This window comes from Aeromonas sp. PrichA-15 (genome assembly GCF_017939245.1).
GTDB classification, from domain to species: Bacteria; Pseudomonadota; Gammaproteobacteria; order Enterobacterales; family Aeromonadaceae; genus Aeromonas; species Aeromonas caviae.
Window position 1 is genome coordinate 1 of sequence record NZ_JAGKRH010000197.1, and the last position, 12910, is coordinate 12910.

Genomic DNA, 12910 nt, shown 5'->3' on the forward strand with positions numbered 1-12910 from the left:
CCGATGCACACGAGTGTGCTGGAAGGGGTGAACAACAAGATCAAAGTGATAAAGCGCATGGCATATGGATTTAGGGACTCAGAATACTTTTTTCTGAAAATCAAGGCGGCCTTCCCCGGAAAGCCGCGATGAACCTTTTTTTATGCATGATGAGGCATAAATGGGAAGAGAGTGCAGTTTGGTTCAAAAGGTTTTTTGGGGAACATCAGTCTTGTACTGGTTGCTTGGCATGCATTTTTTCATGCACAACCCGGGCGGGGCAGGGCTCTATCTGCCGTTCAATGCCTGGGGCTGGATCTTCGCCAGCCTGGTGATGGCGCTGGGGCTGTGGTATGTGACCCTCAGCCAGCGACTGGTGGTCTCGCCGCTGCTGACGGCCCAGTGGCTGGGGGGCATCTTGTTATTGCTGCCCATGGCCTATCCGGGATTCGAGCTCAAGGACTATGCCATTCCCCGGCTGCTGGGGCTGTTTGCCGGCCTGCTGTTTCTGGCAAGCCTCTATCAGTGGCGATTCGACCGCGAGGCGCGAGACAGGCTGCTCTATCTGCTGCTGGGGGCCGTCGCCATCGAGGCGCTGCTCGGCCTGGTGCAGTATTACCTGCTGGTGCCGGGCAACTGGATTGGGTACGACACCCAGACCAACCGCCCCTATGGCATCTTCCAGCAACCCAACGTGATGGCGAGCTTCATGGCGACCGGCCTGTCACTGGCCATCTGGCTGGAGCTGCGCGGTGATGCCAACCCCTGGCTCAAGGGGCTGCGCTATGGGGTGATCCTGGCCACTTCCCTGCTGCTGGTGGTCCTGCAATCGCGGGTCGGGCAACTGGGCGGCGTGATGGCTCTCTTGCTGCTGTCTGCCCAGCTGGGTCGTGAGCGGCGGCTGGGCAGGATGCTCGCGCTGGTGGCCCTGGGCATTCTGCTCGGGCTGGCCTCGCAATACCTGATGGCCGGAGCCAGACGAGGGCTGGAGATCTACCAGTCCGGCGGCATGCGCTCCATCTACTGGCCCTACGCCGCCAAGCTGATTGCCCAGATGCCCTGGACCGGTTGGGGCTATGGCAGCTTCGAGTCGGTGTTTCTCCATCACTACATGGCCGACAAGGCGCTGAACCCGGCCATGGTGCAGATCGAGTACAACCTGGATCACCCCCACAACGAGTTTCTCTACTGGGCGGTGGAAGGGGGTCTGGCCCCCATGCTGGGCATGGTGCTGATGGGCGGGGCCCTGCTGTGGCGTTTGAGCCGGGCGGGCTGGGTCAAGGGCGCCGCCTTGCTCGCGCTGGTGACCCCCATCTTGCTGCACACCCAGACCGAGTACCCCTTTTACCACGCCATCGCCCTGTGGTGGGCGCTGCTGCTGCTTCTGTATGCGATGGATGCGGAGGTGGAGGAGCAAGGCCACGGCAACTGGCGCGACCATCTGTGCCGCCCCTGGTTGCTGCTGCGCTTCATGGCCATCGCCATTCCCCTGATCGTCATCCCCTTCATGCTGACCGCCCTGCACTCCGCCTGGGTGGTGACCAAGTATGAGCGGGGCGGTTACAAGCAGCCTGCGCTCCTGCTCGACATCGTCAACCCCATGGCCTGGCTGACCCGGGTGGAGTTCGACGTGAACGCGGTGCGCCTCATGGTCGGTCTGCAGGCCAACAACCAGGCGGAGCTTGAAGCCTACCTCGACTGGGGGCAGGCCTTCGTGCGCCATACCCCGAGGGCCAACATCTACGCCAACATGGTGATCGCCCTCAATGCCCTGGGGCGCACGGCGGAGGCGGACAACCTGCGGGCAAGCGCCCTGATGCTCTATCCGGGTGAGCCTTTGCTCACCGTGTCGGCCGCAAGAAAGGTGGCCGCGACCCTGGAGCGCAAGCCCTCTTCGTGAGGACCGTTTCAATCTGTCTACCATCACGGCCGCCTTTGCGGCCGTGATGGTTTTTGTGCCCGCCTCGTTGAAGGGGGAGAGGGCTTGTTGCCAAAGAGGTTCCCGGCCATCCGTTCACCTCGCCCGCGCACCGCGGCCGTTTTGCTGTACAAGGTTGCAGCAAGGGTTTCATCGGCTCGCAAAAATGGGGTTATCTGCTGGACGGCGCAAGCGCCTTGGTTAAGATAACCGTCTTAACGTCTTGTTTGGCAAGGGAGTATGACATGGAGATAGTACTAGGCCCATTAGAGGCCCGCGTGATCGGCTGCCTGATTGAGAAAGAGATCTGCACGCCGGATCAGTACCCTCTCTCGCTCAATGCACTGGTCAATGCCTGCAACCAGAAGAGCAACCGGGAACCCGTGCTGGAGCTCGCCGAGCTGGATATTCGCGCCGTGATCGACGAGCTGATCCGCCGCCGTCTGGTGGTCAATACCGCCGGTTTCAACGCCAGGGTGCCCCGTTATCAGCATCGTTTCTGCAATACCGAGTTCGGTGAGCTGAAGTTCTCGGCCCAGGAGCTCGGCATTATCTGCGAACTCTTGCTGCGTGGCCCGCAGACCCCGGGTGAGCTGCGCTCGCGCACCAACCGGCTGTGCAGCTTTGACGATGTGACCGAAGTGGATGCCGTGCTGGCCACCCTCATCGAACGGGGGCCCTATGTGGTCAAGCTGCCCCGTGAGCCGGGCAAGCGGGAATCCCGCTACGCGCACCTGTTCAGTGGCGAGGTGGATCTGCAGGCGCTGGCCGACGCGGCGCCCGCTGGCAACCTTGTGTCACCGGCGGCAGACAGACTGGCAGCGCTCGAAGAAGAGGTCGAGCACCTCAAGGGGCAGTTGCAGGGGCTGGAAGCCCGTCTGGCCCGGCTGGAAGGCTGAGCCAACAACCTGTCTCCAGAAGGCGCTGCGGCGCCTTTTTTGATGACCGCGCCCCTCCTGCGGCCCGTTGCCCGGTGGCAGGGGCGAGTGCCCTGTCAGCCCTGTCGCTCGCGTACCCATCAAAGGCGCTAGCTTTTTTGCACTATTTCGCGCTTAAGGGTCGAGCCGCCGCCGCTTTCCCGTTAAAATTCCGCCTTTGCACTTGCCCGTGAGTTCTGATGTCAGCCTTCACCCTCTCTTCAGATTGCCATGCCCTGCTGTGCGAGCTGCAATTGCAGCGCGCCGCCAGCACTCGTTACCTGCAAGACACCCTCTATGCCCCGGGCGCACCCGGGCGTGCGCTGCTCGACACCCTTGATCAGTTGCAGCAGTGGGGGCTTGTCCGTCAACGAACGGAGCAGCAGTGGAGTCTGACGGCAGAGGGAACCCTGACCCTGATCCTGGCGGTGCGTGCGGGGGAGTGCCCCATGCCGCAGTGGTCCCGCATCCCCTCGGTCACGGGCCTGGAGCGGGCACAGGAGGTGGTGCGCGAGCTCTGTCTGGGAGACGCGGGGCAGATCCCGGCCTATTACCAGAGTGCCGAACTCCTGAGCCTCCTGGATCTCCCCGATGCTCCCCGCCTGCTGGCAGGCTCCAGCCCCGCCTGGCAGGCCCTGCTGCTCGAACACTTCGCCCTGCAGGCCCTGCTTGACGCAGAGCCTGACGAGGGCTGGCCGCTGGCTACGCTGGTCACCTCCTGCTCCCCGGCGCTCTCTGGCCAGATCCAGGCTCGCGCCCGAGAATGGGAGTGGCTCTGCGGTTCCTTTGGGGGCGAGGTAACCACTCACTGGCCTGCACTGCAACAACTGGCGCAGCAGGGGGATGAGCAGCCCCTGGCCGAGCGGCTGCTGGGGGCGCTTGGCCAGTGGCAGGGGCAAGAGGCGTCGCCTTGGCCCCGGATGTTCAGCGCCCTGCTCTGGCTCGGCTGGTTGCAACAGGCAGATCCGGTGCAGGGGGGCGAGCAGCGCAAGAAGTGGCAGCGCAGTCTGGGCCATCACTCCCCCCTGCTGGCCGATCTGCTGGGGCAGTGGGCCGGAGATCGCCACGGCCAGGCGGTCGGCCTGTTCGATACCCTGCAACTGCCGCTGGAGGAGCTCCACTGGGGTTACCTCTGGCTCGATCTCTGCGCCCTGGCGCGCCACGGCGAGCAGAGCCCCCAGGTGACCATCTTGCACAAGTGGGACCTCTCCCACGTGCTGGACGCCGAGCCCCGGCATCGACTGATGGCCTTCTGCCAGGATCTGCTGCGACTCCTGCTGGGCCGGGAGGCCGCCCATTGGCCCCTGCGCGCGCTGCGCCCTGCTCAAGGGGAGGAAGAGGATGCCACCGAGGAGGAAGGCAAGGCCCCCGCCTCTGCAAGCTGGCTCAACTGGCTGCAGGGGTTGGGACGCTCGAGCGGGGTGCGCAAGCCTCGGGAGCGGCTGGTCTGGCTGCTCCACGCAGAGGGGCCTGAGCTTGAGTGCAAGATCCAGAAGCAGAGCACCAAGGGGGAGTGGACCGCCGGGCGAAGGGTCGATCCGGCCCTGCTTTCCACCCAGTACGCCAGCCTGCTGGACGAGGCGGACTGGGCACTGGTGCGCACCCTGCCGCGCAACATGGGCAAGCTGCCCCGGGATGCCTGGGTGCCCCTGGCAAACCATCCTCGCCTCTTCAATGCCAAGGGACAGAAGCTGCAACTGGCCGTCAGCGCCCCCCTGCTGCAACTGGTACAGAGCGGGGAGGGCATGAGCGCCAGACTACATCCTGCTCCCGCCGCCCGCGGTGCGCACATCGTCCCCCTGGCTCAGGATTTGTGGCAGCTTATTCTGACACCGCAGGCGCTGCTGGACAGACTACCGGCCCTGGAGGCCATTCCGGCATTGCCGCCGGCCGGGCTCGAGGAGTTGCAACGCACGCTGGATGCCATCCCCGATCTCCCCTGGCACAGCCAGGTGGCGGGCCTCAGGGGCAATGCCGAGCTGGCCCCCTGGCCCGGCGTTCCCTCCGTCCTGCTCGACTGGCAGGAGGGGCAGCTCGTGGTCCAGCTGGTGACCCGGGAGGGGCACCTGCCTCCCTTGCCTCTGGGCAAGGGGGAGGCCATTGTGCGCCAGGGTATCCGGGAGTATCACTACTGGCAGCGGGATCTGGCTGCCGAGAAGGACGAGGCCCAGCGCCTTCGCAACCAGTTGCCCATCGGCCTGCCCGGCAACGAGTGGAAGCTGGACGGCGAGCAGGCACTCACCCTGGTCAACGCCCTGCCAGAGCTGGTTGACGTCGGTGTGGTGGTACATTGGCACCAGGACAGCACCCGCCTCAAGAGCCTCGATGAAGAGGCCCTGAGCCTGCGTATCGAGCGGCGTCAGGACTGGTTCCAGGTGGAGGGGGCGCTCTCGCTGGACGAGCACCAGATCCTCGATCTTCGCCTCATCCTGCGCCAGCTGACCCCGGGCCAGCGCACGGTGCAGCTCGACGAGAAGACCAGCCTGATGCTGAGCGACAAGCTGGTGGAACGCCTCACCGTGCTCGGCGCCATGCTGGACAACGAGCAGCGTATCAACAACAAGCTGGCCTATCCGCTGGCCCGCCTGCTCTCCGTCATCACCACCGAGGGGGATGCCGCCTGGCAGAACCTTCAGCAGGAGTGGCAGCAGGAGGTGAGCTGTCCCCCCGAGCTGCTGACGGCGCTGCGGGACTATCAGAAGGAGGGGGTACGCTGGATGGCGACCCTGGCTCATCACGGCTTCGGTGCCTGTCTGGCCGATGACATGGGCCTTGGCAAGACCTTGCAGGCCCTCATCGTGCTGCGCATGCGCCAGCACCTGGGCCCGGCGTTGGTGGTGGTGCCCAAGTCAGTGGTCACCAACTGGCAGGAGGAGGTGGCCCGCTTTGCCCCCGAGCTCGAGGTGGTGGTGTTCGACCATCCCGCCGAGCGGGAGACCCTGATCCAGGGGGCCAGGGCCGGACAGATCGTCCTGGTCAACTACGGCATGCTCGGCAGTCTCTCCCAGGCGCTCAAGTCCCGCCGCTGGTCGAGCATGGTGCTGGACGAGGCACAGCAGATCAAGAATGCCGGTACCCAGCGCGCCAAGCTGCTGTTCCAGCTCGACGGGGATTTTCGCCTCGCCCTCTCCGGCACTCCCATCGAAAACCATCTGGGGGAGCTGTGGAGCCTGTTCAGCTTCATCAACCCCGGCCTGCTCGGGAGCCTCGGGGAGTTCAAGCGCCGCTTTGGCAAGGCGGTCAAGGATCCCCAGCACATGGCGATGCTGCGGGCGGTGATCAGCCCCTTCATCCTGCGCCGCCTCAAGCAGCAGGTGCTAACGGAGCTGCCGGACAAGACCGAGATCATCCATCACATCAGCCTATCCCCCGAGGAGCGTCAGCTCTACGAGGCGACCCGGCGCGAGGTGGTGCAGCAGGTGCAAAGCGCCGATGGCCGTGCCCTGATGCATGTGCTGAGCGGCCTGACCCGGCTGCGCCGACTCTGCTGCTCCCCCCAGCTGGTGATGCCGGAGTGGTCGCAGACCAGCAGCAAGCTGGACGAGGCGATGGCGCTGCTGGACGAAGCCATCGATGGTGGCCACCGGGTGCTGGTGTTCAGCCAGTTTGTCGATCTGCTGAGCCTGCTGCGCAGCCGTATCGAACAGCGGCAGTGGGACTACTGCTATCTGGATGGGGGCTGCTCGGCCAAGTCCCGTCAGGAGTCCATCCTGCGTTTTCGCCACGAAACGGTGCCACTCTTCCTCATCAGCCTCAAGGCGGGGGGGACGGGCCTCAACCTGACCCAGGCCGACACCGTGCTGCACCTCGATCCCTGGTGGAACCCAGCGGTGGAAGATCAGGCGAGCGATCGGGCACACCGCATGGGCCAGACCCAGCCGGTGACCGTCTATCGCCTGGTGTGCGAGCAGACGGTGGAGGAGAAGATAGTGGCGCTGCACGACGAGAAGCGGGCACTGGCCGACGGCCTCCTGAGCGGCCAGTCCGAGGTGAAGGGGCTGGATGTGGAGAGCCTGCGGGCACTGCTGATGAGCTGACGGCGATGGGCTGTCGCCCGATGTGACAAGGGGAGCATCCGTGATGCTCCCCTTGTCGTTTGTGGCGGTGCCGAGCCTGCGCTACCCCTGATAGAGGTAGAGGTGCAGCCGCTCTATAATGGGGTCACCGCCAATCTTGCGATCCCGGCGTGCCTGGCGCAGCTTGGGCGGGTAGTGGCCCAGATGGGTGACGGCCGGCTGGGTATCGGAGCAGAGCAGCAGGGGCAGGCTCGCCTTGATCTGCTGCTTGCGGGGCTCCCGGTCCTGCCAGAGCAGGTTGATCATGGGGTGGGTCTTGACCGGCCTGCGGATCCGCATGGCGGCATCCGCCGGCAGGCGGCGAATGTCGTATACCTCCTGATCCACCATCTTGCTCCACTCTTCGTTGTCAAAGAGCGCCGGTACATATCGGCGGCTGCGCTCCAGCATCTCCAGTACCTGCTCCCGGCTGAGGCGGCTGATGCTCTGCTTGTCGGCCCAGGTGAAGCCCAGTGAATGGAGATCCCCCTGAAGCCAGGTCAGCTTGCGATAGACCTGCAGGGTGATGACGCCGGGCAGGGCACCGTGCACCAGCTCGAACTTCTCGTCCCGCCCGCCCGCCGCCTGGACCATGGCCTTGAAGGCGAGCTTGTGCGCGTTGATCTCCTCGATGACGGGGGCCAGCTCCCTGGCGCAGGCGGCAGGAAAGCGCAGCCAGCCGGGCAGACGGTGGGTCGCCTTGGTGGAGCAGCCGGGGCGGGCGCTGTGGTCCTGAAAGGCGGCGAGGGTGGCGGCAAGGGCCGCCTCGCCCGAGAGATAGCCCACCTCGATGGCCTCGATGGGCTCATGCTCTTCCCCCTGGGCCACGGCCGGGAGGGGATAGACATGAGCCTCCAGCAGCTCGAGCTGGCCCAGTTGCCGGGCAAGGCGTGCCAGCGACGCCTCCAGCAGGGCCATCTGTTGACGCAGGGCGGCGGTGGGGGTAAAGGTGTCCATCGGCAGATCCTGTGTGTGTGCCGCTCCCCTGTTCAGCATGGTATCGGGACAACGTGGGGAGGCAGCATGATAAACCACTGTATAAATAACCATACCAGTATGATGGCAGGGTGCCAAGTGTCCGGTGCCACCTTGACGATGGGGGTGACATGGGGGCATCCGGTTCAGGTTGCCTATTCGTATCTTTTTGTTAAATAACGATCTTGTTGCGATCTATTTGTTAACAAAACCTGGTGACTGAGAGTTTGCACCCTGCTGACTCGCCGTCGTGCCGTGCATAGCTAGCGTGGGAAAGTGCATAGTTAGAAGTGGGTGGCGCAGGAGAAAATGCTGCCAGGCTGACAGGGGGAAAGTTTCAGCATTATTTCATTTTAAAATCATATAGTTATGGCTCTTTCCTTAGCGATATCAACCATTACTTTTACTAATGTCATGTATCAAAATTCGTCAATTGAGGCACCTCCCCGCCCTGACTAAGCTTTGCGCATCAAATCCGAGCCTTGCGCAGAACTAGAGAGAGGAGCCATATCATGGCCAACATGACTTATACCGAAGCCGGTTACCAGCATTCCAGCGAATCGAATCTGGTTGCTCGCCTCAAGATGACCGTCCTGACCTGGCTGGAACGCAGCCGCAGCCGTCGCCAGCTCTCCGAGCTGCCCGCCTACTTGCTCAAGGACATCGGTCTGAACGAAGCCGACCGCTATCAAGAGACCACCAAGCCGTTCTGGCGTGGTTGATCAGCCGGGCATGGATGCCTTGTTTTTCTGCTGATCCCAGGGGCATGCTGCCCACCCGTCTGCCGAAGGCATGCTGTCTTCATCTGCCGATACCCGTTCACCGCTTTCCCTCTCCCGTGTTTCCCCCCGCTTGATCCTGTTGCATGAGTTGTCACTCATTCTCGCCATTTTTGTATCCTTACTGTTTGAATTTGTTTAAAAACTGATTTTAAGCCCGGTTGCCTTGCGTATAATCCGGCCATGGCATTCCAGACTAAAGGGTGAGACGGATGATTCCCCAGCATGACTTTTTGGCCCTGACGCGCCGCCATGAGTGGCAGCTCGAGCCTTTCGCCTTCAATCTGACCGACGGTACCCGGGTGAGCGTGTGGGATACCGGCGTGATCTGCCTGGAACCCGCTTCCGAGGCGGGGCAACCCGGGCACAAGGACATCGTCCTCTCCTGCGGCATCCACGGCAACGAGACCGCCCCCATCGAGATCTGCAACCAGTTGCTGACCCGGTTGCTCGCAGAGGAGCTCAAGGTTCGTCACCGGGTGCTCTTCCTCTTTGGCAACCCTGCCGCCATGAACCAGGGGGTGAGGGAGGTGGAAGAGAACATGAACCGCCTCTTCTCGGGCGCCCACAGCAAGGGGGAGGGGCTGTGCAACCGGGAGCGCATCCGCGCCATGCGTCTGGAGCAGTATGTGAGCCGCTTCTTTGCCGACTCGGGCAGGCCCCGTTACCACTACGATCTGCATACCGCCATTCGCGGCTCGCGCCACGAGAAGTTTGCCGTCTATCCCTTCCCCCACGAACGCCCCCACTGCAAGGAGCAGGTACGTTTCCTCGGTGCCTGCGGCGTGCGCACCATACTGCTCTCGAGCGGCCCGACCACCACCTTCAGCTATTACAGCTCGCACCAGCACGGCGCCCATGCCTTTACGGTGGAGCTGGGCAAGGTGCGGCCTTTCGGTGAAAACGACATGACTCGCTTCATCGAGGTGCGCCAGACATTGCAGGAGCTGGTGACCCGGGATGAGGTGGCCCTCGAGCCATGGCGAGCCGATGACTTCACCCTTTTTGCCATAGATCGGGTGATCAACAAGCAGTCGGAGCAGTTCCGCTTCCTGTTTGCCAGCGATGTGGACAATTTCACCGAATTTCCCCAGGGTTTTGTGCTGGCAGAAGATGGGGATCGGCAATACAGGGTAGAGAAAGCACGGGAGGCGGTGGTCTTCCCCAACGCCAACGTGGCCATCGGACAGCGCACCATGCTGCTGGTAGTACCCACCCGTTTGTGGGAGTGAATTGACGCCTTTTTCTCATGCTGAACCTGCGCCACGGGCGGTGGCAAGCAGCATGACGGTGATGGGCGTGATCCCGAACTCGATATTATAGGGAGCCTGAACAGGCTCCCTTCTTTGTTTCTGCTCGCCGAAAATTCCGATTACCTTCGAAAATAAAAGAAGTTTCTACTGGTCTTACCTGGATGAATCTCGTTGCCCTTTGGTTAACATGTTGTTTACATTTTAAATGTCACCTCATGGTGGTGACGCTGACAACGGCAAGGAGCCAGTTATGACCCATGTCGACATCCCCTTCCTTCGTTACCTCGATGAGGAGGGGCGCCCGGTCGCGACACTGCCGACTTGGCTGGACAAGGCGATGCTGCACACCTTCTACCGCAACATGGTGATGGTGCGCAGTTACGACAAGAAAGCGATAGCACTGCAGCGAACCGGCAAACTCGGCACCTTTCCCTCCCATCTCGGGGCGGAAGCGGTGGGGATCGGTGTCGGGCTCGCCATGCAGCCAGAGGATGTCTATGTGCCCTACTACCGGGACATGCCCACTCTCTACGTGAGGGGCGTGCCCATGGAGCAGAACCTGCAGTATTGGGGCGGCGATGAACGAGGCAGTGTCTTCTACAAGGCCGATGGCGAGTTGTCGGAAGACTTGCCCATCTGCGTTCCCATCGCCACCCAGATCACCCATGCTGCCGGCATCGCGGCCGCCTTCAAGCTGCGCAACCAGCCCAGAGTCGCCGTGGTGACCATCGGCGATGGCGGCACCTCCAAGGGAGACTTCCTCGAGGGGCTCAACTGTGCCGGTGTCTGGCATCTCCCCATGGTGATGATCATCAACAACAACCAGTGGGCCATCTCGGTGCCGCGCAAGTTGCAGTCGAGCGCGCCCACCCTGGCCCAGAAGGGCATAGGGGCCGGGGTGCGCAGCCTCCAGGTGGACGGCAATGACGTGATGGCGGTCTATGAGGCGACCCGCGCCGCCGTCGAGCGGGCTCGCAGCGGCAAGGGGCCGACGCTCATCGAAGCCGTCAGCTACCGGCTCGGGGATCACACCACCGCCGATGATGCGACTCGCTATCGTGACGGCGCCGAGGTGGAAGCGGCCTGGGCCAGGGAACCGGTCAAGCGGCTGCGCCAGTTCATGTTTGAACGGGACTGGTGGGATGAGCAGCAGGAACAGGCACTGCTGGCAGAGGCGGGCCGGGAAGTGGAACGCGCCGTTGCCGCCTACGAGGCCATCACGCCCCAGGCGCCGGAGACCCTGCTCGATTACCAGTTTGCCGAGCTGCCGAAGGCCTATCTTGCCCAGCGCCAACGCATCATCGCCAAGGGCATGCAGCAGAGCGGGGAGGGACTATGAGCGATATCACGCTGCTCGAAGCGATCAATCTGGCGTTGCACCACGAGATGGCACGCGATCCTGATGTGGTGGTATTGGGGGAGGATGTGGGGGTCAACGGCGGTGTGTTTCGCGCCACCGTGGGGCTTCGCGATAAATTCGGGTTCAAGCGGGTCATCGATACGCCGCTGGCCGAAGGGCTCATCGCCGGGGTGGCGGTGGGCATGGCGACCCAGGGGCTCAAACCCGTGGCCGAGTTCCAGTTCCAGGGCTTCATCTTCCCGGGCATGGAGCAGATCATCTGCCAGGCGGCACGGATGCGAAACCGGACCCGTGGCCGTGTCACCTGTCCCATCGTCTACCGCTCCCCCTATGGTGCCGGCATCCATTCGCCCGAGCACCACAGCGAGAGCGTCGAGGCCCTGTTTGCCCATATCCCCGGGCTGCGGGTCGTTATCCCTTCGAGCCCGAAGCGAGCTTACGGCCTGCTGCTGTCGGCTATTCGGGATCCGGATCCCGTGATGTTCTTCGAGCCGGATCGCATCTATCGCTCCATGAAGTCGGATGTGGTGGATGACGGCATCGGCCTGCCGCTGGATGTCTGCTTTACCCTGCGTCCCGGCCGGGACATCACTGTGGTGGCCTGGGGAGCCTGCATCCAGGAAGTCATGCGGGCGGCGAACCTGCTGGCGGAGCAGGACATCCAGTGCGAGGTGCTGGATCTTGCCACCATCAAACCCCTGGACATGGAGAGCATCCTGACCTCGGTACGCAAGACCGGGAGGTTGCTGGTAGTACACGAAGCCTGTGGCAGTTTCGGGGTGGGTGCCGAAATCGTGTCCCAGGTGACCGAAGAGGCGATGACTGCCCTCAAGGCGCCGCCAAGACGCCTCACCGGCGTGGATGCCGCCGTCCCCTACTATCGCAACGAGGAGTATTACCTCATCACCGAGCAGGAGATCGCGCAGGCGGCTCGGCAACTGATGGAGAACCAGTGGCTATGACGCACGACAGGTACGGATGCGCAAGTGCCTGGGCCACAGGGCTCCATCTTAAATGCGAAAGGGGACTCCCTCCGACGTAGGTGGGAGGGGAATTTCGCCGGGGCGTCAGCCCCGCTGGTTTTGAATGTATTGCTTGATCACCTCCAACGGTGCTCCGCCGCAAGAGCCCGCAAAGTAAGAGCGTGACCAGAGTACGGGTTTGCTGTAAGCACCTCTCAAGTCCAGAAATTCATTACGCAGTCGCCTTGATGTGACCGCCTTTAACGAGTTCACCAGTACCGATAGCTGCACCGTTGGCGCGTACTCTATCAGCATGTGAACATGATCAGCCTCTCCGTCACACTCTTTCAGTTCCGCACCAAAATCTCTGCAAACCTCTGCCGCACACTGACCGAATGAAGCGTGATGCAGATCCCCCAATATCGGCTTTCGATACTTGGTGATAAACACCAAATTTACGTGCAAAGCGTAGGCCGCATGGCGTGATTTATTAATTTTAGTGAATTGCATTCTGTCACTCAATCGGGCTTAATAGATATGGCAATAATGCTGCACACTGAACGCTGAATGCAAATTCTGAAAGCCTACAAATTCCGACTCGAACCGACCGAACAACAAGCGCAACGCCTGCGCCAGTTGGGCGGTTGTGCTCGTTATGTCTGGAATCACGGGCTGGCAGAAACCAAACGCATTCTGGATGCTGGCGAAAAAC

At 62.4% G+C, this 12910-nt stretch carries 10 protein-coding genes; 8 read left to right on the forward strand and 2 right to left on the reverse strand.

Features of this window, described 5'->3' with window-relative positions:
* The 4 genes from J9889_RS19015 to J9889_RS19030 form a co-directional block, all read left to right on the forward strand.
* Positions 1-132, forward strand: a 132-nt coding sequence (locus J9889_RS19015) for a transposase (protein ID WP_162231338.1), incomplete at its 5' end; no start/stop codon positions are given.
* A 109-nt stretch (positions 133-241) separates the two neighbouring features.
* Positions 242-1879: a Wzy polymerase domain-containing protein gene (locus tag J9889_RS19020; RefSeq protein WP_246878132.1), complete on the forward strand. Its 1638-nt coding sequence runs from the start codon at positions 242-244 to the stop codon at positions 1877-1879.
* Between the two features lie 263 nt (positions 1880-2142).
* Complete coding sequence (locus J9889_RS19025; RefSeq protein WP_039040218.1) at positions 2143-2796, forward strand: DUF480 domain-containing protein; 654 nt, start codon at positions 2143-2145, stop codon at positions 2794-2796.
* Between the two features lie 218 nt (positions 2797-3014).
* Positions 3015-6851 carry a DEAD/DEAH box helicase gene (locus J9889_RS19030; protein ID WP_210557720.1) on the forward strand — a complete coding sequence of 1279 codons (3837 nt, stop codon included), beginning with the start codon at positions 3015-3017 and terminating at the stop codon, positions 6849-6851.
* An 81-nt stretch (positions 6852-6932) separates the two neighbouring features.
* Here J9889_RS19030 and J9889_RS19035 read toward each other — a convergent pair whose 3' ends face one another.
* Positions 6933-7826 (reverse strand): DNA replication terminus site-binding protein, encoded by an 894-nt coding sequence (locus tag J9889_RS19035; protein WP_182721640.1) that lies wholly within the window; start codon positions 7824-7826, stop codon positions 6933-6935.
* A gap of 530 nt (positions 7827-8356) precedes the next feature.
* On the opposite strand from J9889_RS19035, the gene J9889_RS19040 reads away from it, so the two are divergent.
* From J9889_RS19040 to J9889_RS19055, 4 genes are all read left to right on the forward strand, one after another.
* Positions 8357-8566: a DUF1127 domain-containing protein gene (locus J9889_RS19040; protein ID WP_052814707.1), complete on the forward strand. Its 210-nt coding sequence runs from the start codon at positions 8357-8359 to the stop codon at positions 8564-8566.
* Positions 8567-8835: 269 nt separating this feature from the next.
* The gene (astE, locus tag J9889_RS19045; RefSeq protein ID WP_104454406.1) at positions 8836-9855 is read left to right on the forward strand and encodes a succinylglutamate desuccinylase; all 1020 of its coding nucleotides are present in this window, start codon (positions 8836-8838) and stop codon (positions 9853-9855) included.
* A gap of 271 nt (positions 9856-10126) precedes the next feature.
* On the forward strand, positions 10127-11215 hold the full coding sequence (pdhA, locus tag J9889_RS19050; RefSeq protein ID WP_210557723.1) for a pyruvate dehydrogenase (acetyl-transferring) E1 component subunit alpha: 1089 nt from the start codon (positions 10127-10129) through the stop codon (positions 11213-11215).
* Positions 11212-12198 carry an alpha-ketoacid dehydrogenase subunit beta gene (locus J9889_RS19055; RefSeq protein ID WP_052814703.1) on the forward strand — a complete coding sequence of 329 codons (987 nt, stop codon included), beginning with the start codon at positions 11212-11214 and terminating at the stop codon, positions 12196-12198. Before pdhA ends, J9889_RS19055 begins: the two co-directional genes overlap by 4 nt.
* A gap of 105 nt (positions 12199-12303) precedes the next feature.
* Here the strand turns inward: J9889_RS19055 and tnpA are convergent, their stop codons facing one another.
* Positions 12304-12708: an IS200/IS605-like element ISAs26 family transposase gene (gene tnpA / locus J9889_RS19060; RefSeq protein ID WP_210557725.1), complete on the reverse strand. Its 405-nt coding sequence runs from the start codon at positions 12706-12708 to the stop codon at positions 12304-12306.
* Between the last annotated feature and the right edge of the window lie 202 nt (positions 12709-12910).